Below are 25,958 nucleotides of genomic sequence, written 5' to 3' on the forward strand. Positions count from 1 at the left end.
ATGGTAAAAAAAACAGAAATGACATTTGAAGAATCAATGTCAGCTTTAGAACAAATTGTACGTGAGTTAGAACAAGGAGATGTCCCTTTGGAAAAAGCTTTAGAGCAGTTTCAAACAGGGATTGAGTTGAGTAAGGTTTGTCAAGAAACTCTCTCAAAAGCCGAGACGACATTGACTAAGATTATGACAGAAAATAACGAAGAAATCGTATTTGATGAGGGTGCTGATTAGAGATGACTATTGACTTAAAAAGTTTTTCGTCACATCACTTACCCTTGATTAATGAAGAGATGCTTGAGACTATTCAAGTACTTGCTAGTGAAGACAGTTTGCGTGAAAGTATGCGCTACTCAGTGATAGCTGGTGGTAAAAGGTTGAGACCGTTATTATTATTGGCAACTTTAGCATTCTTTGATCATAAAATTGAAAAAGGGCATTATCAACTGGCTGCAGCATTAGAAATGATTCATACGTATTCGTTAATACACGATGATTTACCGGCTATGGACAATGATGACTTAAGACGTGGTCAACCAACTAATCATATTGTGTTTGGAGAAGGATTGGCGATTTTAGCAGGAGATGCTTTGTTAAATGAGGCGCTATATCTAGTTAGTGATAGTGAATTGGATAATGAAAGTAAGGTTTGGTTGATGAAACAACTAACCTTAGCTGCCGGATCAGCAGGTATGATTGGTGGACAAGTAGCTGATATCGAAGGGGAAGAACGCCCTTTGAGTTTGGATGAATTGCAAAGTGTCCACCGACGTAAGACTGGTGCGTTAATCAAGTTTGCTGTGGAAGCTGGGAGTTATTTAGCAAAGGTTGATGAACATATTTTTATTGAGATGGGACTCTTTGCTGAGAATTTTGGAATAGCCTTCCAGATAAAAGACGACTTACTTGATGTATTAGGTGATGAGGCGCTGATTGGCAAAAAAACAGGAATGGATGCGACGTTGAATAAAAGTACCTACACTTCGTTGTTAGGGGTAAAGGGCGCTCAAACAGCGTTACAAGAGCATTATACTAAAGCTATTGCCGCGTTAGATGAAGTGAAGAAAATAATCGGGAAACCAATGGAAGTTAGTCTGTTGGAACAATTAATCGAAACCTTAATGGTTTAAGAGACGAAAGAAGAGACCAATGAAAAAAGAACGTGTAGATGTCCTTGTATATAATCAAGGATTAAGTGAAACAAGAGAAAAGGCAAAACGTGCCGTTATGGCAGGTTTAGTTTATGATGAAAATAATTTACGTATGGATAAACCAGGTGAGAAAGTTTCTGTAGAAACAGTGTTGCACTTAAAAGGTGAAGGGTTAAGATATGTCTCACGTGGAGGCTTAAAATTAGAGAAAGCTTTAAAAGTTTATGAGATTGACATGACAGATAAAATTCTATTAGACATTGGCTCATCAACAGGTGGGTTTACTGATGTGGCATTGCAACATGGGGCAAAAATGAGCTATGCCTTAGATGTTGGGTATAATCAATTGGCTTGGAAGTTAAGACAAGATGAGCGTGTGGTTGTGATGGAGAGAACTAATTTTAGATACTCAAAACCAGAAGATTTCGAACAAGGCTTACCAGATATTGCTTCTATTGATGTTTCTTTTATTTCCCTGCGTTTAATTTTACCTGTGTTAAAACAAATTTTGAAATCAAATGGTGAAGTAGTTGCTTTAATTAAACCACAATTTGAGGCTGGCAAAGACTTAGTAGGTAAAAATGGGGTCATTAGAGAAAAAAGTACTCATCGTTTTGTTTTAGAAGAGATGTTGCACTTTATGGTATCCGAAGGATACGAAGTTACTGGTTTAGATTATTCACCGATTAAAGGTGGCGAAGGAAATATTGAGTTTTTAGCTTATTTAAAATGGCCAGGTTTAGACCAAGGTGGTTCGGCAGTTAGAGAGATTGAATCTTGGGCATCCGACATTGTGGAGCAGGCTCATTCTGAATTAAAAGTGAAGAACAAATAGCTTTAAAATTGAGGAGGTCAAAATGAAAAAGATAGAGCGCCAGCGATTAATTAGACAATTACTGAAAGAACATCGCATACAAAAACAAGAAGAATTTGTTGAGTTATTAAATGACAAGGGTGTAGAAGTAACACAAGCGACCATATCCCGAGATATTAAAGAGATGCAGTTGATAAAAGTAAGTAATGAAGATGGCACGTTTTATTATAGTATTTTGGCTCAATCGGGAGAAGCTGATCAGAAAAGGTTGAAAAAGATGGTACAAGATGTGGTGCTTGATTTTGACACTATGGATAAGTATGTTTCTTTGAGAACAGTTCCTGGAAGCGCGCATGCTTTAGGTATTTCAGTGGAAAAAGTTTATGATAAGAAATTATTTACCTTAATCACCACAGATGATAAAGTTTTAATGATTTTTAAATTGGAAGAAAGTGCAAAAGAGGTTTGGCAAAATCTTCAAGCGCTGACTTATGGATAAGAGGTGTTTTTTTGTTACAAGAATTAGCAATTGAAAATTTTGCGATTATTTCGTCGCTACAAGTTTCATTTGGTGAGGGGATGACGACACTTACCGGAGAGACCGGCGCTGGAAAATCGATCATTATTGATGCGGTTGGTCTTTTGATGGGTGGCAGAGGGTCTACTGATTATATTAGGCAAGGCGCTACTAAATGTTTATTAGAAGGACAGTTTATAGTAGGTAAAGCTAATAAGTTACCACTACTATTGGAAGAACTTTCAATTGATTTAACCGATGGTACGGTGATCATTTCGCGTGAAATAAATCAAAGTGGTAAAAATGTTTGTCGAGTAAATGGCCGCTTGGTCAATACAACAGTTTTACGTGAAATTGGTACGTATTTAGTCGACATTCACGGTCAAAATGAGCATCAAGAATTAATGCAAGCTGACCATCATTTAAATTTGCTAGATCAATACGCCTCTGACCAGTTGCCAAACTTAAAAGAAACCTATAAACAAATTTATCAATCCTATAAAAAAACTTTAAAACGTGTTAAAAATAAGCAAACGAATGAAAAGGAGTTTGCTCAGCGACTAGATATGCTTACTTTTCAATCACAAGAAATCGAATCAGCAGATTTAAGAATTGGGGAAGAAAGCGAATTAAAAGAAGAGCGTCAGCGTTTGGCTAATTATCATAAAGTGATGGCAGCGTTGAATAATACTTACGATGCTTTATCAGGCGGTGAAACAAGTAGTTTAGATGGTGTCGGATTTGCTATGAATGAAATGATGGATATTGAAAATTTAGCAACAGAATATTCAGATATTTCGGAAACTATTAAAAATAGTTATTACCAATTGCAAGAAGTCGCTAATGAGGCATTGCGTTGTGTGGATGCTTTAGAAGTCGATGAGGGACGTTTAGATGAAATTGAAACGCGTTTGGATGTGATTCGTCAACTTAAGCGTAAGTATGGGGAGTCGGAAGAACAAATCCTCAGTTATTGGCAGGAGATTAATGAAGAATTATTAGCCTCAACCCAATTCGAGCAACAAAATGAGCAATTGGAAAAAGAATTAGCGACATTGGAAACGGCCTTAATTAAAGCGGCGGATGAATTAAGTCTTGAACGAAAAAAAGTTGCCCGCAAATTGGAGGAAGCTATTTTAAAAGAGTTAGCAGAACTTTATCTTGAAAAGACGCTGTTTGAAGTTCGCTTTTTTGAATCTGATAATCCAATCTATCAAGAAAGTGGACAAGATAGTGTTGAATTTTATATCACGACAAATCCAGGAGAGCCACTAAAACCCTTAGTTAAAGTTGCCTCAGGAGGCGAATTATCTCGAGTGATGTTGGCGCTTAAAACTATTTTTTCACAATTACATGGAATGACTAGTATTGTCTTTGATGAGGTAGATACAGGAGTTAGTGGTAGAGTGGCACAAGCCATTGCTAATAAAATTCATCAAATTTCACAGCGTTCGCAAGTTTTATGTATTACCCATCTCCCTCAGGTAGCAGCTGTAGCTGATACACAATATTATATTGAAAAAAATATTGTAGGGGAGCGTACAGAAACGTCACTGTATTTATTAACACATGACGAGCGAGTCTTGGAAGTAGGGCGAATGTTAGCTGGAGATGAAATTACACCGTTAACAATTGAACATGCCAAAGAACTTTTGGCGTTAGCCAAAAAATAAAAGCAGTCGTCTTTCGTAGACGACTGCTTTTATTTTTAAAATAGCATCATGACGCCACCAATTACGGCAGAACCGATAATTGAAATCAGCATAACCCAGACTACTACTTTTGTAATTTTTGAAAACGTACTTGGTTTTTTATCATACATAGGAAAACAACTCCTTTATCTAAATAATAATGGAATAAAGATAACCACTCAAGTTTACACCGAGTGGCTTACTTAAAGCAAGGTTTGTTAAAAAAATTTTTTCTTTTTTAAAATCCAAACTGTAAAGAGACTCAATAAACCAATAGCTAATAATAGCCACCAAAAAGCATGTTGATCATTTGAAAAAGGCAGAGCGACATTCATACCGTAGATCCCACCGATAATGGTTGGAATAGTTAAAATAATTGTGATGACTGTTAAAACTTTCATCACGATATTCATATTATTAGACACAATGGCAGAGAAAATATTTCCTAGTTGTGCTAATAGTTCAGTTTGAATTTTTACAGAGGCTAAAGCTTGTTTGGTTTCGATAATAATATCGAAGACCACGGTTAAACTGTCTTTTGAAGTCATAATCAAATTAGATTCATAAACTTTTTGTAAAACATTGAGATTTTGATCCAAGGCTGAGTTGAAGTAGATCAAACTTTTCTGCATATCCATTAGTTCAAAAAGCTGTTTGTTTTCGGTCGATAATTGAAGCTCACTTTCCAATCGATCCGTCTCAATGCGAATTGATTTTAAGTGATAGTTAAATAAGTCAGAGAAGAGCCAAGCTAGCTGAGTTGTTATCTTTTCTGTTTCATTTGTAAGGTTAGAGTTAAGACGTTGGCCATGCTCGATATGTGGTAGAAAATCTAAGTCTTCTTTACAACTTGTAATCAGGATATCGGGTGTAACGATCATACTAAATGGTAAAGCTTGGATTTGTCTAAAGCCGCTAGGGCTTAGAGTTTGGTGTGGATATTGTAGTAATAATAAAAGAGGTGTTACTAATTCACTTTGTTTAGGCGTTTCATAACGAGAGATTTCTTGATTGTCTAGAACAGCAGTGAGATAATCTTGTGGAAAATTATAGTGCTGAGAAAGTCTCGTAATCTCGCTACTAGTTGGGTTTTCTACATGTAACCAGGTTGCTTGATCGACAGTTGCAACTTCAGTTATTTGGTTGTCGGGCGTTAGGGTCAAATATTGAATCATGGGTTGGAAGTCCTTTCATTTGAAAAATGTCTGTTACCGTAAAGTTTACACAAAGATTCATTTAGTCGCAACTTTTAACTTGAAAAGCTGTTGAAATTTAGTATAATCTAAAAAGTAATTGTGATATGCTAGAACTAGAAAATTTATCAAAGATCCACCAAACTAATTTGTGCCTCCCAGCGTCTTATTGTCAATGGGGTGTGTTGACAAGTGATAAGGTTGGACTGGTATTTTAAGTAAGGAGGATGACACGTGAAGTTGATATCAATTATGTTAGTGCTATGGTATATTTTTCCAATTGTTTTATTGACAGCGTGCAACTTTATTGTTCAAACTGTTCCATTTTTTAAACGTCACAGTATTATTGCAACTGATTTAGCAACTCCATTTTTATTAATGAGTATTCATGTGATTTCAGTAGATACCTACCAAAAATCAGCTGTACCCTATGTAATCATCATAATATTATTGATGGGTGTGGGTGTATCATTAAGTCATGCTTATTATTATGGAGATATCCAATATGAACGTTTTTTTAAAACTTTTTGGCGTATTATATTTTTAGTCATGCTTTTGGCCCATTTAATCTTAATTATCTTAAGTGTTTTTAGTTACCTATAATTTAAAAAAACAATTTTTTCTATAATGAAAAAGTTGTTTTTTTTTTGTCAATCTTTTTGTTAAAAAAATCATAAGGACTGTGGTAGAAAGTGGGTGAATGTGGTAGACTTAAAGTACTATGTGGGTAGAAGGAGCACTTGTCGATGTTAATGGGAGAATATAGACATAATATCGACTCAAAGGGTCGTTTAATTGTGCCTTCAAAATTCCGCGAAGAGTTAGGAAATAAGTTTGTTGTGACTCGTGGAATGGATGGTTGTTTGTTTGGCTACCACTTAAATGAATGGAAAAAACTAGAAGAAAAATTAAAAGAGATGCCGTTAGCTAAGAAAGAGGCCAGGACATTTGTCCGTTTTTTTTATTCCGCCGCTACTGAGTGTGAATTAGATAAACAAGGTCGAATTAACATCCCAAGTACACTACGAAATCACGCCTCTTTATTAAAAGAATGTGTCGTGATTGGTGTTTCAGACAGGATTGAGATTTGGAGTCAAGATAGATGGCAGGAGTATTCACTTACTGCTGAAGAAAATTTTGATGAATTAGCTGAAACAATGGTAGATTTTGGTTTTTAGACTAGAATGAGAGGATATATCGAGATGACTGAAGAATTTCGTCATACTACAGTATTATTAAAAGAAACAGTTGATAAATTAAATATAAAACCTAATGGGGTCTATGTTGATTGCACATTAGGTGGTGCAGGACATAGTGAATACCTACTATCACAATTGAATGAGGAAGGTCATCTTTATGCTTTTGATCAAGACCAGGTGGCTATTGACCATGCGAGAGTGAAACTTGCTTCGTATGTTGAAAAAGGAATGGTAACGTTTATCAAATCTAATTTTAGATATTTAAAATCTGAATTAGAAGCCATTGGCATTTATCAAGTTGATGGGATACTCTATGATTTAGGCGTGTCATCGCCCCAATTAGACGAGGCGGAACGTGGTTTTAGTTATCATCAAGATGCACCTTTAGATATGAGAATGGACCAAGAGGCAAGTTTTTCAGCTCGTGACTTAGTAAATGAGTACGAGTATCATGAGTTAGTTAAGATATTTTTCCGTTATGGAGAGGAAAAATTTTCTAAGCAAGTGGCTCGTGCGATTGAGAGACAGCGCGAAGTTCAGCCGATTGAAACGACAAGTGAGTTGGTAGAAATTATCAAATCCGCGATTCCAGCCCCAGCTCGTCGAAAAGGTGGACATCCAGCGAAACGTGTCTTCCAAGCAATTAGAATTGCTGTTAACGATGAGTTGGCAGTAGTGGAGGAGTCCTTAGAACAAGCGATAGACCTTTTGATACCTGGAGGCAGAATTAGCGTAATTACCTTCCATTCTCTAGAGGATCGTATTGTTAAAGTGATTTTTAAAGAGCTTAGTCAGCCTAAGGACACACCACCCGGTTTGCCAGTTATACCAGATGAGTTTAAACCGATATTAAGTTTAGTAAATCGCAAACCTATTCTACCAAGTGAAGAAGAGTTAATTGAAAATAATCGAGCACGTAGTTCTAAATTACGAGTAGCTGAAAAAAACCAATTAACTGGGGGAGGGATGAGTGATGCCTGAGTTAAAAAAGTATGATACATCTCAACTTGACAGAGATCAGTCACTGCCAAAAGAGAAAGTAGCCCCTAAGGTGATCGAGTTTCCCCATACTAAATTAAAGAGCATTTCTAAGTTAGAAAAAAACATTATGCTAGTTAGCGTGGGTATTTTCATTTTACTAGCAATCATGACGGTTAAATTGACAGTTGAAACCTCTCAATTAGTTGAGGAGATTTCGGTTATCCAAGTAGGTGTTAATGACAAGTTGGATAAAGTTAATAAGTTAGATCAAGAAAGAAGTGAGTTGTCACGTGCCTCACGCTTAAAAGGTTTAGCCGAAACAGCGGGCATGGAAGTAAATGATGACAATGTAAGGAATGTTGAAAAATGATTAAGAAGTTAATAGAATTATGTAAAAATAAAACATTGAGTCCTAAAGAAAATCGCAGACTAACGGGTGTAGTATTCTTTGGGACTGCGGTTTTAGTTTTTTCTATTTTTATTTTTCGCTTTATATATATTGTAGGAGTAGGTAAAGTGGGGGAAACCTCACTGGGTACTCAAACGCAGGAAATATATCAGGGCAGTAGCGTAGTTCAAGCAAAGCGGGGAACGATCTATGATCGTAACGGACTCGTGATAGCTGAGGACGCTACTTCTTATTCTTTATATGCCATTTTAGATAAAAATTATCTCGGTATAATGGATCCTGACACAAAAGAGCGTGAAAAACTTTATGTTGAACCTAAAAATAAAAAGTCAATTGCTAAAATTTTAAGTAAGTATACCGATTTAGAAGAAAAAGATATTTTAGAACGTTTGAAACCTAAGAAGAATAAACAGGGGAATCTCATTACTCAAGTTGAATTCAAAGGGCGTAATATTTCATTAGAAACAAAAAATAAAATTGAAAAAGCCTTTGAAAAAAAAGATATTAAAGGTATCTATTTCACAGAACATCCGGCAAGATTATATCCAAATGGGGTCTTTTCTCCCTATTTAATAGGGTATGCTAACTTGGCAGATAAAGAAGATGAGTCCAAAGGTCTTACAGGACAAATGGGAATAGAGTATGCTTTTAATAAGGAATTAAAAGGTCAAAATGGTAAGATACGTTATCAAAAAGATCGTCAGCAAAATCCTTTGCCAGGGAGCGTTATAGTTGAAAAAGAAGCAGTTGATGGTAAAGATATTTATACAACCTTAGATAGTGGGTTACAGTCTCGTTTGGAAGACCTGATGACAGAAACCTATGACACTTACGGTCCAGAAGATATTACAGCCACCTTAATGGAGGCTAAAACTGGTAAAATTTTAGCAGCCTCTCAGCGACCAGGGTTTAATCCAGAAACTTTAGAGGGTTTGGTTGATGTAGACACACCACAATGGCAGAATTTATTAGTTGAGATGCCGTTTGAACCAGGTTCTACAATGAAGCCTTTTACAGTGGCTGCTGCGATTGAACTAGGTGTGTTTAATGAAAATGCAACGTTTGAAACAGGTGGGATTAGAGTAGGAGATGCTCTTATTAATGACCATATGCCAGAAGGTATTGGGACCATCACTTATCGCCAAGCCCTTGCTTGGTCAAGTAACGTCGGAATGGTTCATTTGCAACAAGCAATGGATATGCGTTGGCTGGATTATATTAAACAATTTGGTTTTGTCAAAACAACCAATTCTGGTTTAAGAGGAGAAAACGTAGGAACACTCCAGGATGAAACAACAGTTGATAGAGCGATGTCAGCTTATGGACAAGCTATTTCAGTCACACCATTTCAAATGCTACAAGCTTACACAGCCATTACCAACGAAGGAGAAATGATTAAACCACGCTTCATTGACAAAGTAGTTGATACTGATGGTAAGGCTAAGCGTCAAAAAAAAGAAATAGTAGGGAAACCAATCAAGAAAGATACGGCCAACAAGGTTCTAGAAATGATGATAGATATTACTGAAGATGAGCGATACGGAACAGGTAAAAATTTCTATAAAATTGATGGTTATCATGTAGCAGCTAAAACTGGTACGGCTCAAATTTTTGATAATAATACAGGTAGTTATTTAGAAAATCAGTACCTGTACTCTGTCGTACAAGTTGCGCCAGCAGAAGATCCTGAATACATTATGTACGTGACTTTACGTCGCCCACCAGTAGGGGTACAGGCTGAAGAATTAATTAGCAACATTTCTAACCCCTTGTTGAAACGGGCTTTAGATTTTGATGCTAAAAATCAAAAAAAATCGGCCGCTCAAGATCGTAAAGATGAAGAGGCACAAGAGATTGCTGAAGCGAAGGCGCGTGAAGCAAAAAAACAAAGTGATAAATAGGTAGTAACTATAGGTAATAAATAAGTATAATATATAGGAGATTATGATAATGGAATGGACGAAAGTATTTTTACCGATTGCACTTAGTTTTGCAATTACAGTATCATTGATGCCGTTATTCATTGGTTATTTCCAAATGAAAAAACACGGACAATCAATTAGAGAAGATGGCCCAACTTGGCACAATAACAAAGCAGGAACACCAACGATGGGAGGTACTGTTTTCTTAGTTGGGACAGTTCTAACCTCACTTATTTTTGGTGTTTGGCAAAAACAAATGACCGCATCGTTAGCGATTATTTTGTTTATCTTAGTGTTGTATGGGATGTTAGGATTTTTAGATGATTTTATCAAAATCTTCAAAAAACGTAACATGGGTTTGAATTCTAAACAAAAATTAATTGGACAAATTGTGGGAGGTCTGGTATTTTATGCGGTTTACCGTATGCAAGGATTTCCAAACTCAATCATGATTCCTGGATTCGGAGATATTAATCTAGGTATCTTGTATGGTTTGTTTTTATTAATCTGGTTAGTTGGTTTTTCTAATGCAGTTAATTTAACAGATGGGTTAGATGGATTAGTTGCAGGTTTGGGCATGATTTCATTTGGAACATATGCTATTATTGCATGGAATCAAAAACAATATGATGTCTTATTAGTTTGTTTAGCAACATTTGGCGGCTTATTAGGTTTCTTTTTATTCAATAAAAAACCAGCCAAAATTTTCATGGGAGATGTTGGTTCCCTAGCTTTAGGTGGCATGTTAGCAGCAATCTCAATTTTACTACATCAAGAATGGACATTATTGTTAATTGGTTTAGTTTATATTATTGAAACATTAAGTGTCATGATGCAAGTAACATCATTTAAACTAACTGGGAAACGCATATTTAAGATGAGTCCCATTCACCATCATTTTGAAATGTCAGGTTGGTCAGAGTGGAAAATTGATATTGTTTTTTGGATAATAGGATTATTGATGTCAGTAATTACTTTAATGATTTTATATTAATTAAGGAGAATTTATAGGATGAAAAAAGTGGCGATGTATGAAAACGAAAAGATTTTAGTGTTAGGATTAGCAAGAAGTGGCATGAGCGCAGCACGTTTATTGCACCAATTGGGAGCTCTAGTAACAGTTAATGATGGAAAAGACTTTGATGAAAATCCAGAAGCACAGGAGTTACTATCTATGGGGATTCGCGTCGTCGCTGGAGGTCATCCAGTTGAATTGTTAGATGAGGAGTTTACCTTGGTTGTTAAAAACCCAGGAATTCCTTATTCTAATCCTATTCTCGAAAAAGCAATTGAAAAAAATATTCCGATTATCACGGAAGTAGAGTTGGCCTATCAAATAGCGGAGGCGACAATTGTTGGTATTACAGGAACAAATGGCAAAACAACGACAACGACAATGATTGGTGACATTTTAACAGCTGGTTTAGAAAAAGGGACAGCATTACTAGCAGGAAACATTGGTGCACCAGCAAGTACGATTGCTCAAAATGCTCAAGCAGAAGATGTTTTAGTAACAGAATTATCTAGTTTTCAATTGATGGGAGTTAGAGCGTTTAAACCACATATTGGTGTTATTACAAATATCTATGAAGCTCATTTAGATTATCATAGTTCACGAGACGAATACGTCAATGCCAAGTGGGCTATGCAACAAAACATGACGAAAGAAGATATTTTAATAGTAAACGGTAATCAACCAGAGTTAAAAGAGTTAGCTAGAACAACAAAAGCTCAAGTTCTTTACTTTTCAACTAGTCAAGAAGAAAGTGCGAGTGCTTACGTAGCAGAGGATACTATTTATTATTTAGGTGACAAGATTATGACTACTACTGAACTGGGAGTGCCGGGTGAGCATAATATCGAAAATGCCCTAGCTGCTATTTTGGTAGCAAAACAGTTTAACATATCTAATGAGACTATAAAAACGGCCTTGCAACATTTTGGCGGTGTTGAACATCGCACAGAGTTCGTTACAGAGATTGAAGGTTGTAAGTATTATAATGACTCGAAAGCGACTAATATTTTGGCAACTGAAAAAGCTTTAAGTGGTTTTGATAATTCTAAAACTATTTTATTAGCGGGTGGGTTAGACCGAGGCAATGATTTTGATGAATTAGTCCCAAGTATTAAAGGTTTAAAAGGAATCGTGCTATATGGCGAAAGCAAATATAAATTAAAAGAAGCGGCAGATGTTTCTAACATCACTAATATTAAGGTAGTTAATACCTTAGAAGAAGCAGTTTCTGAAGCTGTTCCAATGAGTACTAAAGGAGATGCAATTTTATTATCACCTGCTTGTGCAAGTTGGGACCAATATAAAAACTTTGAAATACGTGGTAATGTATTTAAAGAAGAAGTCAAAAAAATAAAAGGTAAGAGTGAGTAATGACTATGAGAGTATTAGTATCAGGTGGTGGTACAGGGGGACATATCTACCCGGCTGTATCTTTAGTTAAACATTTAAGAGAGCAACATCCGACTGCTGAATTTTTATATGTAGGAACAGAGCGTGGCTTGGAAAGTAAAATTGTTCCCGAAGCGAATATTCCATTTAAAACGATTGAAATTCAAGGTTTTCGTCGATCATTGTCTTTAGAAAATTTTAAAACTGTTTATTTATTTCTAAAAAGTGTTCGTGATTCGAAAAAAATTATTAAAGAGTTTAAGCCAGATGTCGTATTAGGAACTGGTGGCTATGTTTCGGCAGCTGTTGTTTACAGTGCACATAAACAAGGGGTTCCAACAGTTATCCATGAACAAAATAGCGTACCTGGCGTTACAAATAAATTTTTAGCTAAGTATGTGGATAAAATTGCTATTTGTTTTCCAGAAGCAGCTGAGTATTTTCCAAGTCAAAAAGTTGAAATAACAGGAAATCCACGTGCTCAAGAAGTAGCAACTGTTGAGAAATCAGATATTTTAAAAACATATGGGTTAGATCCAGTAAAAACAACGGCTTTAATTTTTGGCGGGAGCCAAGGCGCTTTAAAATTGAGTAGTGCGATGAAAGATAGTTTGGCAGAATTAGCTTCTCGTGATTATCAAATTCTTTTTGCAACAGGTGAGCGTTATTATGAAGAGATTGCTAATGAATTAAAAACTAATTTCTCTGATTGCCAAAATATAGCCTTACAACCTTATATTAGTAATATGGAAGACGTTCTGAAAAATGTCGATTTGGTAGTGAGTCGAGCAGGGGCAACAACCATTGCGGAGTTGACAGCATTAGGTTTGCCTTCTATCTTAATCCCAAGTCCTAATGTGACAAATGATCATCAAACTAAAAATGCGATGAGTCTAGTTAATGTAGGGGCTGCTAGTTTATTAAAAGACTGTGATTTAGATGGCACTCATCTAGTAGCGGCTTTAGATAACATATTATTAGATAAGGCAAGCTTAGCTGTGATGTCAGAAGCATCACGCCAACAAGGAATACCTGATGCTACGGATAGATTATTGACAGTAGTTTCAACCATTATGTCTTAGTATTAGGAGGTGGGGATGAAAATGTCGCAAGATGATAATAAGAAAGACACAACCCCAAAAGATGACACAATAGAAAAGCCACTAACACCGTGGCAAAAAGAGAATAAAAAATATTTAGGTTTGTTAGATGAAAATGGTGAAAGTACAGAGGACTCAAATCAAGTCGACTCAAGTCAAGAAGATGAGCTTGATGAAACAGCAGAGAAAACCTCTTTGAAAAAAACAGCTTTTTTTACTCGAGATAAAGATGCTATCAAAGAGTTACCTAAATCGATCTCATATGCAGATAAGTTACCTCGTATGAAAGAAAATCGAAAAAAAAGACTAACCAAACGTTTGATAGCTATTCTGAGTTTTTTTGGTATTACAGCAGCAGGGATGATTTATTATGTATCACCTCTTAGTAAACTAAATAAAGTAGAAGTAGTTGGCAATGATAAAGTGTCTAATGAGCGAGTAGCTGAAGCTATTAAAGTAACTAAAGATGATCATATTTGGGCAGTTTATTCCGATAAAACACTGCCTAATTCAATCAAAAAAAATAACCCACAAATTCATCAAGCTAAGATTAAGTTAAGTGGAATTAATAATTTGAAAGTTATTGTAAAAGAATATAAAGAAGTAGCCTATCAAAGGGTAGATAATCAACTTTTTCCAGTATTAGAAAATGGCGATATCATTCAAGAAAGAGAAGTTAATCCAAATAATAGTTTTCCAATTTTGATTGACTTTAAAAAAGGAAAGAGTTTAGATAGTTTTGTCAAAAATTATCATAAGATTGATAAAAAGGTCAATGATATGATTAAAGAGATACATGCGACACCTTCAAAGAGTAATCCATATCTGATGACATTATACATGAAAGATGGCAATGAAGTTTTAGCCTCTACAAAGGATTATTTTCAAAAGTTAAATTATTACCCACAAATTTCTGCCGAAATGGAAGAAAAAGGAGTAATTGATATGGAAGCGGGGGTTTTTTCAAGAAGTTTCGAATCAATTGAACGTGAAAAAGTTGAAAAAATAATTTCTGATAAAAGCACTGATGACACAGCTAAAACAGATGACTCACTGGCTAGTGATGACCTATCCCTAGAGGAAAGTGACACTAAAAAAGATCAAAATATGACCGAAGACAAAACAGAAATTCCCGGTGTTATTCGTAAAAAAGAACCTAAAGAAGAATCTAAGGAAGAAACTATTGAAGAAGGTGACTTACCAACAGAGGAACAAGGTGAAATTCTTCCTCCGGAGAATAATGATGATCAGGAAATGCCTGCACCTCAGGAATGGCAACCTGAAGAATTTTAAAAGTTTGTATAATAAAAGAATTAATAATGTTAAAAAAGGGGTCATACTTGCAAAAGAGTGATAGCTTGATTAATATTAAGGACAGAATGTAAAAAATATCCAAAAAGTGAGTAATTCTAATTTATTGTTCTTTGGTAACAGGATTTTTTATGGTAGAATTATATGAAGATGATTTATTTTTATTCAATTAATAAAATAGGATCAAATAAAAATGGATATAAACTGGAAGTAAATTTAGGAGGGACGACCTTTCATGGCAAAAACAGGTATTTATGTTGGCCTAGATATTGGGACCACATCGGTTAAAGTTGTTGTTGCAGAGTATATTGAAGGGCAACTTAATATTATAGGTGTCGGCAATGCGAAATCAGAAGGATTAAGCAGAGGCATTATTATTGATATTGACAAAGCAGCGAATTCAATTAAACGTGCAATAAATCAAGCAGAAGAAAAATCAGGAATCAACATTCGTTCAGTAAATGTTGGTCTTCCAGCTAACTTATTAGAAGTGGCAGAGTGCGAAGGCATGATTGCAGTGAATACTGAAGCAAAAGAAATCACAGATAAAGATGTTTATAATGTTGCTGCAGCAGCGGTTGTCCGTGCTACGCCACCAGAACGTCAAGTCATATCACTTATTCCTAAAGAGTTTAAGGTTGATGGTTTTGAAGGAATTCAAGACCCTCGTGGAATGATTGGTGTTCGTTTAGACATGTCAGGTCTTGTTTATACAGGTCCCAAAACAATTGTTCATAATATCTGTAAATGTGTGGAAAAAGCTGGTTTACAATTGGATAAATTAGTCATTACACCATTAGCGTTGTCAGAGTCTATTTTATCTGAAGGTGAAAAAGATTTTGGTACAACTGTAATAGATATGGGGGGCGGCCAAACTACTACCTCAGTGATGTTTGAAAGTGATATGCGTTTCACACATGTTGAGCAAGAAGGTGGCGAATTCATTACGAAAGACATCTCGGTTGTTTTAAATACTTCTTTAAATAATGCGGAGTTTTTCAAAGTTAATTACGGGGATGCCTATCCTGCAAATACTTCAGAAGAAGAAGAGTTTCCAGTTGAAGTAGTGGGACAAGATGAGCCGGTAAAAGTTGATGAGCGCTACTTATCAGAAATCATTGAAGCACGTATGGAACAAATTTTTAATAAAGCTAAAAAAGCATTGGCACCAACTGATGCCTTAAATTTACCTGGTGGGATTATCTTAACAGGTGGAAATGCTAGCTTACCAGGTGTGATTGAGTTAGCTAGTGAAGTATTTGGAACGCATGTTAAATTATATGTTCCAAATCATATGGGCTTACGTAATCCAATCTTTTCTAATGCTATTAGTATTGTGGAGTATGGTTCATCATTAGATGATATTTACGAATTAGCCAATGCAGCTGTTACTGGTGAAACGATTATTTTCACAAGTCTTCCAGAAGAAGAATATAATGAAGAGAGTCAACCAATGGTACAAGAAAGTTATGTACCTGAAAAACCAGTAAAAAAACAAAAAGTTAAAGAAAAAGAAATCGAAACAGATGAAAATAATCAAGGTAATGTCAAAAAGAAATTAAAAGGCTTCCTGGCTAATATTTTTGACTAACTAAATTAGGAGGATGACTCACATGGAATTTTCAATTGATAATAATATTGACAATGGTGCAATTATAAAAGTAATCGGTGTTGGTGGCGGCGGTGGAAATGCTGTTAACCGTATGATAGAAGGAAACGTTAAAGGTGTTGAATTTATCGTAGCTAATACGGACGTTCAAGCACTAAAAGATAGTAAAGCTGAAACAGTTATCCAATTAGGACCTAAATATACACGTGGCTTAGGTGCAGGTTCACAGCCAGAAGTTGGTAAAAAAGCAGCAGAAGAAAGTGAAACATTAATTGCAGATGCGCTAACAGGTGCCGATATGATCTTTATCACAGCTGGTATGGGAGGCGGTACTGGGACTGGTGCAGCGCCACAAGTTGCCAGAATTGCAAAAGAATTAGGGGCTTTAACAGTAGGTGTTGTGACGCGTCCATTTAGTTTTGAAGGACCAAAACGTGGTCGTTATGCAGCAGAAGGTATTGCTGAGTTAAAAGAAAATGTTGACACCCTATTAATCATTTCAAACAATCGTTTATTAGAAGTAGTTGATAAAAAGACACCTATCTTAGAAGCTTTCCGAGAAGCAGACAATGTGTTGCGTCAAGGTGTTCAAGGTATTTCTGATTTAATTACAGCACCAGGTTATGTGAACCTAGATTTCGCTGATGTTAAAACAGTAATGGAAAATCAAGGAACAGCCCTAATGGGTATTGGAGCAGCAACTGGTGAAGACCGTGTTGTTCAAGCAACAAAACAAGCAATTGCTTCACCATTATTGGAAACATCAATTGCAGGTGCTGAACAAGTCTTGCTTAATATCACAGGTGGTTTAGATATGACATTATTCGAAGCACAAGATGCTTCAGATATTGTAACAGGTGCTGCTGATGGTGATGTAAATATTATCTTAGGTACTTCAATTAATGAAGATATGAAAGATGAAATTATTGTAACTGTTATTGCAACAGGAATTGATCCTTCAAAAAACGAAAAAAAAAAAGAACATAGCACACCGAGAGTAAATCATTCAACTCGTGTTCAAAGTGCTGCTCCAACACAAGTATCACAACCTAAATTAGATCCTGCTGTTGCAGTAACAAATGAACCGCAAAATTTTGGTTCTAAAATTGAAGTTGAAACTCCAAAAAAAGATACAACAACTAGTGTTCTAGGTGATTGGGATATTCGTCGCGATCCATCAGCTGTCAATCAAACAGAAGATTTAAAGATTGAAAAAATGGCTAAAAAAGAGTTCGATTCTGTTCCAACAGATGCTGTATCAACAGAAGATGATGAATTAAATACACCTGCATTTTTCCGTAGAAATAAATAAAGTGAGGTCATTGGATGTTTGAGAAGAATATAGACAAGTTAAAATTGAATATATCTCAGGCATGTAAAGCAAGTAATCGTGACATAAAAGATGTTAAAGTACTTGCTGTGACTAAGTCGGTTTCATGCGATACAGCAAAAGAATTATTACCTTTAGGTTATAATTCTTTTGCTGAAAATCGTGTGGATAGTTTTTTAGAAAAAAAAGAATATTTTAGGTCGGAAAATATAGAGTGGCATCTAATTGGAACCCTCCAAAGAAGAAAAGTTAAGAAAGTAATTAATGAAATTGATTATTTTCATGCCCTTGATAATTTTAAACTAGCTGAAGAAATACAAAAACGAGCGAATCACAGTATTAATTGTTTTGTTCAAATAAATGTTTTTGGCGAAAAAACGAAACAGGGCGTATCATTATCTCAAACAATTAATTTTATTAAATCTCTTGCGGAGTTTGATAAAATAAAAGTTGTTGGTTTAATGGCAATGGCTCCACGTGAAGCAGATGATTTTGAAATTCAAACAGGTTTTGATGCAGTTGCAAAAAAACGTTTAGAGATTGAAAATTTGAAATTATCTTATGCACCATGCTCAGAATTAAGTATGGGAATGAGTCAAGATTATGCGTTAGCGATCAAATCTGGAGCAACATATGTTAGAATTGGTACAGCTTTTTTCAACGACTAGAAAACACGAAGGATGAGTAATAATGAATATGTTGATAGCAACTGAAAAAATACAAAAGTTTTTCGGCCTAAACGAAAGCGATGATTTTGAACCAGCAGGTAAGCCTGTTCAAAAAGTTCAAGAAAATCAGCCTGTTTCTTCTAGCCAAAAACAACAGAAAGTAGAGTCCGAGTATTCTACGAATGATAATCAGCCTAGTCAGAGAATGACTCAAGCTAAATCTCCAAAGAAGATTTTTCAAAAAGCGGCCACAGCTGCTCAACCAAAGACACAAGCAGCGACAGCTACTCGTGAAAAAAATATTAGACTAGAAAATGAAACACGTGAAAATACCCGCATTCCTGAAAAAATTGTAACGTTGGGTCAAAATGAACGTGTTCCTAATCAAAAGCAACCGGGAGATTCTGGTATGCAAAAAATTTCTATTGTAGAACCACGTACTTATACAGAATCAAAAAATATTGCACAATCGCTTTTCCGAGAAGAAGCTGTTATTATTAATTTTCATTTAGTAGAAGAAGAGCAAGCCCGACGTATTATTGATTTCTTAACAGGGATTGTCTATGCGATTGACGGTGATATTCAACGTATTAGTGGAGAATTATTCATTTGTACTCCTAAAAATATGGAGATTGATAGTGCAACTGCTCAAAGTCTATTAAAAACACAATTTAGAGACTATTAGAAGGATGTGTTGATTTGTTATATACATTGGTCAACTTTATAGCCTTTTTATCTGAATTATACTCAGGAGCATTGGTTATTTATGCATTATTATCATGGTTTCCAGGTGCTTACGACTCAGCTATTGGCCGTTTCTTAGCAAGTATTTGTGAACCTTATATTAGAATATTTGATAGACTCAATTTGAATATTGGTGGTATTGGTTTTTCAATTATGATAGCTGTAATTGTATTGAACTTTGGAACGAGGATTTTAATTAATTTCTTAATGTTATTTGTATAAGATAAAAGGTTAACCAGAAAGGATGTGATTCTATGAATGTAAATGTTTACCAGCATTTTCGGAAAGAGGAGCATCCTTTTGTGGACATGGTAAGTGATTGGATAGCTCAAGTTGAAGGTCAATATGCTCCTTACTTAACAGATTTTTTAGACCCACGTCAAGCTTATATTTTAGAAATGCTAGCAAAAAGTAATGGCAATCTACAATTTAGTTTTTATGGTGGCTATGAGCAATCAGAGCGTAAGAGAGCGTTGATTTATCCTGATTATTATGCACTAGATTTAGATGATTTTGATATAGTCAATTATGAGATCAACTATCCTACAAAATTTTGTGATTTATCTCATGGTAAAATTTTAGGAACCTTATTAAGTACCGGTATTAGGCGAGAATTTTTTGGTGATATTATTTCTGATGGTTTTCGTTGGCAGTTCTTTGTAAAAAAAGATATGGCCAATTTTATCGAAGCACAGTTTGATAAGATTGGAAAAGTTCCTATTAAGATAAATGAATGTTCATATACAGATATTCTTATTCCAAAAGATACCTGGGAAATTGAACATTTGACAGTAACATCTTTGCGGATTGATGTTATCATCTCTTCGGTTTTTAATATATCGAGACAACGGGCTAAGTTATTAATTGAAAGTAACAAAGTTAAAGTTAATTGGACTGAGACTGAACGAGTTGATACGGTTCTTGCTTTGTTAGATATTATGTCGATAAGAGGTTTTGGTAGAATTCAGTTACGTGAGATTGAAGGTAAAAGTAAAAAGGACAAGTTCAAATTGGAACTTGGAGTATTAAGAAAATAACTAAGAGGTGAAAAGAATGGGATTAAGTCCATTAGACATTAAAAACAAATCATTTTCAACGAAAATGAGAGGGTACCATCAAGATGAAGTTGATGATTTCTTAGATCAAATTATTGAAAGCTATGAAACGGTACTAAGAGAAAATCGTGAATTAGAAAAATCATTAAAACATGCAAATGAAAAAGTTAAATATTTCAATGAACTAAAAGATGCTTTGAACCAATCAATTATTGTAGCGCAAGATACTGCTGACAAATTAAAAAATACTGCTGCTAAAGAATCAGAAGTTATATTATCAACAGCGAATTCTGAAGCTGAGCGTATTGTAAGTAAAGCTAAAGCGGAAGCTGCTTTCCAATTAGCAGAGTCAACACGCAAGTCTAATGAAATTATGGACCGTGCGACAAATACATCTGATCAATTAACAAAAGAAACAGATGAGCTAAAACAAGAAACTCGCGAATTCCATCGCAAATTATCATTGTTACTTTCTTCTCAATTAGATATGGTTAAGAGCAAAGATTGGAGTGACTTATTACGCTACCCTTCATCAGAAGAGCGCGTATCAAGTCAATCAGTTAGCGAAGCAGAAAAAACACAAGCGCCAGTAGCGCCAAAAGCACCAGTAGCACCAAAAGCACCAGTAGCGCCACAAGCGCCAAAAGCACCAGCAGCGCCAAAAGCACCAGCAGCACCAAAAGCACCAGCAGCGCCAAAAGCACCAGTGGCACAAAAACCTACTTTATCAACTGAACCAGTTCAGCCTTCAGGAGAAATGGTAAAAAATAGAGGGGCTAAAAAAGTATCTTTAACAGATACAAGTGTTATTTCAGAAGATTTAATTAGAAAAACAAATGAAGCAGCAGCTGCTGCAAATAATAATCAAAACCCATTAATGGGAAAAACAACAGTTGTAACGACTGATTCAAAAGTTATGTCACCATCAGGTAAAAAAGATGGCGAAAAAACAATGAGCCGTCGTGAACGTACTAGATTATAAAATATGAAATAGAAAAGCTTATAGTTATTCTCAAAGCGAGTCAATGATAGTGAAAGATTGACAGACACTGACTATAAGAAAGATCCTTCATAGCTATTGTTTGTGAACCTTATCTAAGTTTTAGCAAACAACGTGTTATTCTCGTTACGAATAAAGAGAGGGAAATTTAAGCTAGTCTAAATTTCTGAATCTGGGTGGTATCACGAGCACATCGTCCCTATTATAGGGGATGATGTGTTTTTTTATAGTATGAAAGAAGTTATAAAAGGGGAGAGATAAGGATGAAAATAAAAGAAACATTACAACTTGGTAAGACAGGTTTTCCGATGCGTGGTAATTTGCCTGTCAATGAAGAAAAATCTTTAAAAGAGTGGGAAGAACAAGCTATTTATGAACGCCGACAAAAATTAAATGAAGGCAAACCATCTTTTGTTTTACATGATGGACCACCATACGCTAATGGGAATATTCATCTTGGACATGCTTTGAATAAAATTAGCAAAGATATTATTATCCGTTCAAAATCAATGTCAGGTTTTAGAGCACCATATGTTCCTGGTTGGGATACACATGGTCTACCGATTGAGCAAGCCTTGACCAAAAAAGGAATTAAACGTAAAGAAATGTCACGTGCAGACTATTTACGAAAATGTGAAGAATATGCGATGGAACAAGTTAACACTCAACGTGAAGATTTTAAACGATTAGAAGTTGCTGGAGAGTGGGATAATCCATATATTACTTTACAAAAAGAATATGTGGCTGAACAAATTCGTGTGTTTGGTAAAATGGCCGAAAAAGGCTATATTTATAAAGGGTTAAAACCAATTTATTGGTCACCTTCTAGTGAGTCTTCATTGGCAGAAGCAGAAATTGAGTATCAAGATGTAAAATCTGCTTCAATTTTTGTGGCTTTTCAAGTTAAAGATGGTAAAGGATTATTAGATAATGATACATCATTCATTATCTGGACAACCACACCATGGACGTTACCTGCTAACTTAGGTATTTCTGTCAATTCTGAATATATTTACAATGTCATTGAAGCTGATGGACGCAAGTTTGTTGTGGCAAAAGAGTTATTAGAAAAAGTCACAGAACAAATTGGATGGGAAGATGTGACAGTTCTTTCAGAAATTAAAGGAGCTGATATGGAATTAATGACAGCTCAACATCCTTTCTACGATCGTGATTCTTTAGTGATGGTTGGAGAGCATGTGACACTTGAGGCTGGGACAGGTTTGGTTCATACGGCACCAGGTCATGGTGATGATGACTATCAAGTAGGGAAAAAATATAATTTAGATATCTTATCTCCAGTTGACTCTAGAGGTTGTTATACTGATGAAGCTCCTGGGTTTGAAGGTATTTTTTATGATAAAGCCAATCCAATGGTGACTGAGTTATTAGAAGAAAAAGGTGCTTTATTAAAATTAGACTTCTTTACTCATAGTTATCCACATGATTGGAGAACTAAAAAACCAGTTATTTATCGTGCAACGGCACAGTGGTTCGCTTCGATTGATAAATTTAGAGATAACGTTTTAGAGGAAGTTCAAAAAGTTGATTGGGTCTTACCATGGGGAGAAACAAGACTGTATAATATGGTTCGTGATCGTGGTGATTGGGTTATTTCTCGTCAACGCGCATGGGGCGTACCATTACCTATTTTCTACGCAGAAAATGAAGAACCAATTATGACTGTCGAAACAATTGAACATGTTGCTAAAATTTTTGAAAAAGAAGGAATTGATGTTTGGTATGAGCGTGATGCCAAAGAATTATTGCCAGAAGGTTTCACACACCCAGGTAGTCCAAATGGTATTTTCAAAACTGAGACAGATATTATGGACGTATGGTTTGACTCAGGTTCGTCTCACCAAGCTGTTTTAAAACAACGTGATAACTTGACCTTCCCAGCAGATTTAGTCTTAGAAGGATCAGACCAGTATCGTGGATGGTTTAATTCAAGTATCACAACAAGTGTCGCTATTAATGGTGTGGCACCTTACAAACAAGTCCTATCACAAGGGTTTATTATGGATCAAAAAGGACGTAAACAAAGTAAATCATTAGGAAATACAATTGAACCAAACAAAGTTATCAAACAAATGGGTGCTGATATTATTCGTCTATGGGTCGCTAGTGTCGATTCAGAATCAGATATTAAAGTGGATATGGATAATTTAAACCAAGTCTCAGAGGTTTATCGTAAAATCAGAAATACAATGAGATTCTTATTAGCCAATACTAATGATTTTGAACCAACAAGTCATGGGGTTGCTTATGAAGAGTTACGTTCAGTTGATAAATATATGATGGTGCGCTTAAATGAATTAATTGAAACCGTTCGTAAAGCTTATGAGGTCTACTCATTCCCAACAGCTTACAAAGGAATTGTTAATTTCTGTATTACTGAACTATCAGCCTTTTATCTAGATTTTGCTAAAGATGTTGTGTATATTGAAGCTGAAGATAATTATGATCGCCGTTGTATGCAAACTGTTTTCTATGAAACGCTTGTAGCGATGACGAAATTATTGACACCGATTGTTCCTCACACAGCTGAAGAAATCTGGAGTTATTTAAAAGAAGAAGAAGAGTTTGTTCAATTAGCAGAACTTCCAGGTTATCAAGAATTTGCTAACCAAGAAGAATTAATGGAACAATGGTCAAGCTTTATGGAGCTAAGAGATAATACATTGAAAGCTTTAGAAGAAGCCCGTAATGAGAAATTAATTGGTAAATCATTTGAAGCTAAAGTAACATTATTCCCAAGTGAACCAATTGCAACATTAATTAAAGCATTGGATTCTAATTTAGGTCAATTATTAATTGTTTCTCAATTTGAAGTAGCTGACACAACAGCTATGGTTCCAGAAAAAGCTTTAGTATTTGAAGGGATGTCAATCTTGGTAGAAAAAGCACAAGGGGAAGTATGTTCTCGTTGTCGTGCGGTTAAGGAAGATGTTGGCAGTCATGAAAAATTAGAAACATTATGTGATCGTTGTGCAACAATTGTTGAAACGGCCTATCCTGAAGCAGTAGCGGAAGGATTTGAAAGCTAGAATTAGTTTAGCCAATTAATAAAAAAAGCAACCAAGTCATTCTGATGACTTGGTTGCTTTTTCATTAATTTAATTGACCTCGTTCACGGTACCATTCATCTGGGTTCCAGATCCAGTTGAAACCGTCGCGTTCTAATAAATCAAAAGCAGCTTGTGGTCCCATTGTCCCACTAGCATAATTAGGAAACTCGGTGGTTTCTTGATCCCAAACGTGACGGATAACATCGACAATGCGCCATGATTGAGCAACTTCGTCCCAGTGGGTAAAGTTGGTGCTATCACCCTTCAAACAGTCTAATATAAGCTTCTCATAAGCTTCTGGACTATTGTCTAAGGTATCTGCAGAATGACGGAAGTCCATTTTGACCGGGTTAATATTAAAACCATCGCCAATTTCTTTCCCGTTTAGGGTTAAAGAGAAACCTTCAGTTGGTTGAATATAGATGGTCAAAATATTTCGAGGGGTGTCTTGTGCTTGGCAAGCTGTTTCATTTTCACTGCGGAAAACATTGATAGGTGTCGGTTTGAATACAATGTTAATACGCGTACCTTTTTCAGTCAGTTGTTTACCTGAACGGACATAAAAAGGGACACCACGCCAACGGAAATTATCAATCATTAATTTCCCTGCAACGAACGTTTCGGTCTCAGATTGAGGGTCAACATTTAATTCGTCACGATAATTAATAAATTCTTTCCCGGCTAATTTTCCAGCACCATATTGTCCTCTAACAAAATTTTGTTTGACTTCTTCAGGTGAATAAATTCGAACTGAATTAAGTGCTTTAATTTTTTCTTCACGGATATTTTTTTCAGTAAAGATAGCGGGTGCTTCCATTGCTAATAATGATACAACTTGTAAGGTATGATTTTGAATCATATCTTTAAGGGCACCGCTTTTATCATAATAACCGCCACGTTCCTCAACACCTAAGGCTTCGGCTAAAGTAACTTGAACGTTATCGATATATTTATTATTCCATAGTGATTCCAAGATATTATTACCAAAGCGAATAGCTGAAATATTCTGAATCATTTCTTTGCCTAAATAATGATCAATTCTAAAAATTTGGTCTTCTTCAAAAGCACCACGGATTTCATCATTTAATTTAGCAGCAGAATTATAATCAGTTCCAAAAGGTTTTTCAATAATTAAGCGATTGAAACCGTCCGGTGTCACAATTTTTTCAGATTTTAAGTGCTCAGTAATTAAACCAAAAAAATTAGGCGCCATAGCTAAATAGAAAATACGATTTTGATTTAAGCGATATTTTTCATCAAGGGCGGTCGCTAATTTTTTTAAATTATGATAATGTTCTGTTTCAGTCACATTATGAGATTGGTAATAAAAGTGACTAGCAAAACTATCAAGCTCGTTTTCAGATGAGTCAAAATCAATCAGACTTTCTTTGACTACCTCACGAAAGTAGTCGTCGGTCCATTCTCTGCGAGCAGTCCCGATAACAGCAAAACGCTCTTTTAAGAAACCTTTACGGTAGAGACGGAAGAGTGAGGGATAAAGTTTTCTTTTGGCTAAATCACCTGTACCTCCAAAAATAGTAAACAATGCAATTTGTTCGTTTGACATGTGACGACTCCTAACATTTTTTATTCAATAAACAGATTTTTGTGTCGGAAAGAATTCATTCCCGTACTTATTTTAGCGGTTTATCCGCGTCAAAGCAAGGTTTTGACCTTTTAAAAAAAATGCCGTGTTACTAAAAAAACGCCAACGGCTTGCCTAGCAAGCGTTAGCGTTTTTAGGTAAATTTGACTATATAAGATAAAAATAATGATTTTGAATAAGATAGGG

Annotated in this window: 25 protein-coding genes; 22 read left to right on the forward strand and 3 right to left on the reverse strand. The window is 35.5% G+C overall.

Annotation, left to right across the window (positions count from 1 at the left end):
- The 5 genes from OL234_RS02730 to recN are packed head-to-tail and all read left to right on the forward strand — an operon-like array spanning position 1 to position 4,152.
- Positions 1-231 carry an exodeoxyribonuclease VII small subunit gene (locus OL234_RS02730; protein WP_275469645.1) on the forward strand — a complete coding sequence of 77 codons (231 nt, stop codon included), beginning with the start codon at positions 1-3 and terminating at the stop codon, positions 229-231.
- Between the two features lie 2 nt (positions 232-233).
- A complete protein-coding gene (locus OL234_RS02735; RefSeq protein WP_275469646.1) occupies positions 234-1,127 on the forward strand; it encodes a polyprenyl synthetase family protein in 894 nt (297 codons plus the stop codon).
- A gap of 19 nt (positions 1,128-1,146) precedes the next feature.
- The gene (locus tag OL234_RS02740; protein ID WP_275469647.1) at positions 1,147-1,983 is read left to right on the forward strand and encodes a TlyA family RNA methyltransferase; all 837 of its coding nucleotides are present in this window, start codon (positions 1,147-1,149) and stop codon (positions 1,981-1,983) included.
- Between the two features lie 22 nt (positions 1,984-2,005).
- A complete protein-coding gene (locus OL234_RS02745) occupies positions 2,006-2,461 on the forward strand; it encodes an arginine repressor (RefSeq protein ID WP_275469648.1) in 456 nt (151 codons plus the stop codon).
- A gap of 11 nt (positions 2,462-2,472) precedes the next feature.
- Positions 2,473-4,152: a DNA repair protein RecN gene (gene recN / locus OL234_RS02750; RefSeq protein ID WP_275469649.1), complete on the forward strand. Its 1,680-nt coding sequence runs from the start codon at positions 2,473-2,475 to the stop codon at positions 4,150-4,152.
- 35 nt (positions 4,153-4,187) lie between these two features.
- On the opposite strand, the gene OL234_RS02755 is transcribed toward recN, so the two are convergent.
- Both OL234_RS02755 and OL234_RS02760 read right to left on the reverse strand, forming a co-directional pair.
- Complete coding sequence (locus OL234_RS02755; RefSeq protein ID WP_275469650.1) at positions 4,188-4,301, reverse strand: DUF4044 domain-containing protein; 114 nt, start codon at positions 4,299-4,301, stop codon at positions 4,188-4,190.
- Between the two features lie 87 nt (positions 4,302-4,388).
- Positions 4,389-5,345: a magnesium transporter CorA family protein gene (locus OL234_RS02760; RefSeq protein ID WP_275469651.1), complete on the reverse strand. Its 957-nt coding sequence runs from the start codon at positions 5,343-5,345 to the stop codon at positions 4,389-4,391.
- Between the two features lie 252 nt (positions 5,346-5,597).
- On the opposite strand from OL234_RS02760, the gene OL234_RS02765 reads away from it, so the two are divergent.
- From OL234_RS02765 to ileS, 17 genes are all read left to right on the forward strand, one after another.
- Positions 5,598-5,966 (forward strand): DUF3397 domain-containing protein, encoded by a 369-nt coding sequence (locus OL234_RS02765; RefSeq protein WP_275469652.1) that lies wholly within the window; start codon positions 5,598-5,600, stop codon positions 5,964-5,966.
- 143 nt (positions 5,967-6,109) lie between these two features.
- Positions 6,110-6,541: a division/cell wall cluster transcriptional repressor MraZ gene (gene mraZ, locus OL234_RS02770; RefSeq protein ID WP_275469653.1), complete on the forward strand. Its 432-nt coding sequence runs from the start codon at positions 6,110-6,112 to the stop codon at positions 6,539-6,541.
- A 24-nt stretch (positions 6,542-6,565) separates the two neighbouring features.
- Positions 6,566-7,543, forward strand: coding sequence for a 16S rRNA (cytosine(1402)-N(4))-methyltransferase RsmH (gene rsmH / locus OL234_RS02775; protein WP_275469654.1), 978 nt, complete (start codon positions 6,566-6,568; stop codon positions 7,541-7,543).
- A complete protein-coding gene (ftsL, locus tag OL234_RS02780) occupies positions 7,536-7,913 on the forward strand; it encodes a cell division protein FtsL (protein ID WP_275469655.1) in 378 nt (125 codons plus the stop codon). The genes rsmH and ftsL overlap by 8 nt, the downstream gene beginning before the upstream one ends.
- Complete coding sequence (locus tag OL234_RS02785; RefSeq protein ID WP_275469656.1) at positions 7,910-9,853, forward strand: peptidoglycan D,D-transpeptidase FtsI family protein; 1,944 nt, start codon at positions 7,910-7,912, stop codon at positions 9,851-9,853. Before ftsL ends, OL234_RS02785 begins: the two co-directional genes overlap by 4 nt.
- A gap of 49 nt (positions 9,854-9,902) precedes the next feature.
- Positions 9,903-10,868, forward strand: a complete 966-nt coding sequence (gene mraY / locus OL234_RS02790) for a phospho-N-acetylmuramoyl-pentapeptide-transferase (protein ID WP_275469657.1) — start codon at positions 9,903-9,905, stop codon at positions 10,866-10,868.
- A gap of 18 nt (positions 10,869-10,886) precedes the next feature.
- Positions 10,887-12,260, forward strand: coding sequence for a UDP-N-acetylmuramoyl-L-alanine--D-glutamate ligase (gene murD / locus OL234_RS02795; RefSeq protein ID WP_275469658.1), 1,374 nt, complete (start codon positions 10,887-10,889; stop codon positions 12,258-12,260).
- Between the two features lie 5 nt (positions 12,261-12,265).
- Complete coding sequence (gene murG, locus OL234_RS02800; RefSeq protein ID WP_275470099.1) at positions 12,266-13,360, forward strand: undecaprenyldiphospho-muramoylpentapeptide beta-N-acetylglucosaminyltransferase; 1,095 nt, start codon at positions 12,266-12,268, stop codon at positions 13,358-13,360.
- 15 nt (positions 13,361-13,375) lie between these two features.
- Positions 13,376-14,671, forward strand: coding sequence for a cell division protein FtsQ/DivIB (locus OL234_RS02805; protein WP_275469659.1), 1,296 nt, complete (start codon positions 13,376-13,378; stop codon positions 14,669-14,671).
- 253 nt (positions 14,672-14,924) lie between these two features.
- Positions 14,925-16,280, forward strand: coding sequence for a cell division protein FtsA (gene ftsA, locus OL234_RS02810; protein ID WP_275469660.1), 1,356 nt, complete (start codon positions 14,925-14,927; stop codon positions 16,278-16,280).
- 22 nt (positions 16,281-16,302) lie between these two features.
- Positions 16,303-17,610, forward strand: a complete 1,308-nt coding sequence (ftsZ, locus tag OL234_RS02815; protein WP_275469661.1) for a cell division protein FtsZ — start codon at positions 16,303-16,305, stop codon at positions 17,608-17,610.
- 14 nt (positions 17,611-17,624) lie between these two features.
- Positions 17,625-18,296 (forward strand): YggS family pyridoxal phosphate-dependent enzyme, encoded by a 672-nt coding sequence (locus OL234_RS02820; protein ID WP_275469662.1) that lies wholly within the window; start codon positions 17,625-17,627, stop codon positions 18,294-18,296.
- A gap of 22 nt (positions 18,297-18,318) precedes the next feature.
- Entirely contained in the window at positions 18,319-18,981 is a 663-nt protein-coding gene (locus tag OL234_RS02825; protein ID WP_275469663.1) for a cell division protein SepF, read from the forward strand.
- A 14-nt stretch (positions 18,982-18,995) separates the two neighbouring features.
- Complete coding sequence (locus OL234_RS02830) at positions 18,996-19,262, forward strand: YggT family protein (RefSeq protein ID WP_275469664.1); 267 nt, start codon at positions 18,996-18,998, stop codon at positions 19,260-19,262.
- Positions 19,263-19,294: 32 nt separating this feature from the next.
- Positions 19,295-20,077: a YlmH family RNA-binding protein gene (locus tag OL234_RS02835; protein ID WP_275469665.1), complete on the forward strand. Its 783-nt coding sequence runs from the start codon at positions 19,295-19,297 to the stop codon at positions 20,075-20,077.
- A gap of 16 nt (positions 20,078-20,093) precedes the next feature.
- Positions 20,094-21,077 carry a DivIVA domain-containing protein gene (locus OL234_RS02840; protein WP_275469666.1) on the forward strand — a complete coding sequence of 328 codons (984 nt, stop codon included), beginning with the start codon at positions 20,094-20,096 and terminating at the stop codon, positions 21,075-21,077.
- 281 nt (positions 21,078-21,358) lie between these two features.
- A complete protein-coding gene (gene ileS / locus OL234_RS02845) occupies positions 21,359-24,145 on the forward strand; it encodes an isoleucine--tRNA ligase (RefSeq protein WP_275469667.1) in 2,787 nt (928 codons plus the stop codon).
- A gap of 64 nt (positions 24,146-24,209) precedes the next feature.
- On the opposite strand, the gene zwf is transcribed toward ileS, so the two are convergent.
- A complete protein-coding gene (gene zwf, locus OL234_RS02850; protein WP_275469668.1) occupies positions 24,210-25,733 on the reverse strand; it encodes a glucose-6-phosphate dehydrogenase in 1,524 nt (507 codons plus the stop codon).
- Positions 25,734-25,958: the final 225 nt, after the last annotated feature.

This window comes from Vagococcus intermedius (assembly GCF_029144185.1).
GTDB classification, from domain to species: domain Bacteria; phylum Bacillota; class Bacilli; order Lactobacillales; family Vagococcaceae; genus Vagococcus_D; species Vagococcus_D intermedius.

What these genes read in the sequence shown, in the direction of transcription:
- OL234_RS02825 (WP_275469663.1), top strand. Translation starts at nt 18,319, where the DNA reads ATGAATATGTTGATAGCAACTGAAAAAATACAAAAGTTTTTCGGCCTA.
- OL234_RS02735 (WP_275469646.1), top strand. Translation starts at nt 234, where the DNA reads ATGACTATTGACTTAAAAAGTTTTTCGTCACATCACTTACCCTTGATT.
- ftsZ (WP_275469661.1), top strand. Translation starts at nt 16,303, where the DNA reads ATGGAATTTTCAATTGATAATAATATTGACAATGGTGCAATTATAAAA.
- mraY (WP_275469657.1), top strand. Translation starts at nt 9,903, where the DNA reads ATGGAATGGACGAAAGTATTTTTACCGATTGCACTTAGTTTTGCAATT.
- murG (WP_275470099.1), top strand. Translation starts at nt 12,266, where the DNA reads ATGAGAGTATTAGTATCAGGTGGTGGTACAGGGGGACATATCTACCCG.
- rsmH (WP_275469654.1), top strand. Translation starts at nt 6,566, where the DNA reads ATGACTGAAGAATTTCGTCATACTACAGTATTATTAAAAGAAACAGTT.
- ftsA (WP_275469660.1), top strand. Translation starts at nt 14,925, where the DNA reads ATGGCAAAAACAGGTATTTATGTTGGCCTAGATATTGGGACCACATCG.
- OL234_RS02745 (WP_275469648.1), top strand. Translation starts at nt 2,006, where the DNA reads ATGAAAAAGATAGAGCGCCAGCGATTAATTAGACAATTACTGAAAGAA.
- ileS (WP_275469667.1), top strand. Translation starts at nt 21,359, where the DNA reads ATGAAAATAAAAGAAACATTACAACTTGGTAAGACAGGTTTTCCGATG.
- OL234_RS02835 (WP_275469665.1), top strand. Translation starts at nt 19,295, where the DNA reads ATGAATGTAAATGTTTACCAGCATTTTCGGAAAGAGGAGCATCCTTTT.
- ftsL (WP_275469655.1), top strand. Translation starts at nt 7,536, where the DNA reads ATGCCTGAGTTAAAAAAGTATGATACATCTCAACTTGACAGAGATCAG.
- OL234_RS02785 (WP_275469656.1), top strand. Translation starts at nt 7,910, where the DNA reads ATGATTAAGAAGTTAATAGAATTATGTAAAAATAAAACATTGAGTCCT.
- OL234_RS02840 (WP_275469666.1), top strand. Translation starts at nt 20,094, where the DNA reads ATGGGATTAAGTCCATTAGACATTAAAAACAAATCATTTTCAACGAAA.
- zwf (WP_275469668.1), bottom strand. Translation starts at nt 25,733, where the DNA reads ATGTCAAACGAACAAATTGCATTGTTTACTATTTTTGGAGGTACAGGT.
- OL234_RS02760 (WP_275469651.1), bottom strand. Translation starts at nt 5,345, where the DNA reads ATGATTCAATATTTGACCCTAACGCCCGACAACCAAATAACTGAAGTT.
- OL234_RS02755 (WP_275469650.1), bottom strand. Translation starts at nt 4,301, where the DNA reads ATGTATGATAAAAAACCAAGTACGTTTTCAAAAATTACAAAAGTAGTA.
- OL234_RS02805 (WP_275469659.1), top strand. Translation starts at nt 13,376, where the DNA reads ATGAAAATGTCGCAAGATGATAATAAGAAAGACACAACCCCAAAAGAT.
- mraZ (WP_275469653.1), top strand. Translation starts at nt 6,110, where the DNA reads ATGTTAATGGGAGAATATAGACATAATATCGACTCAAAGGGTCGTTTA.
- murD (WP_275469658.1), top strand. Translation starts at nt 10,887, where the DNA reads ATGAAAAAAGTGGCGATGTATGAAAACGAAAAGATTTTAGTGTTAGGA.
- OL234_RS02740 (WP_275469647.1), top strand. Translation starts at nt 1,147, where the DNA reads ATGAAAAAAGAACGTGTAGATGTCCTTGTATATAATCAAGGATTAAGT.
- OL234_RS02730 (WP_275469645.1), top strand. Translation starts at nt 1, where the DNA reads ATGGTAAAAAAAACAGAAATGACATTTGAAGAATCAATGTCAGCTTTA.
- OL234_RS02820 (WP_275469662.1), top strand. Translation starts at nt 17,625, where the DNA reads ATGTTTGAGAAGAATATAGACAAGTTAAAATTGAATATATCTCAGGCA.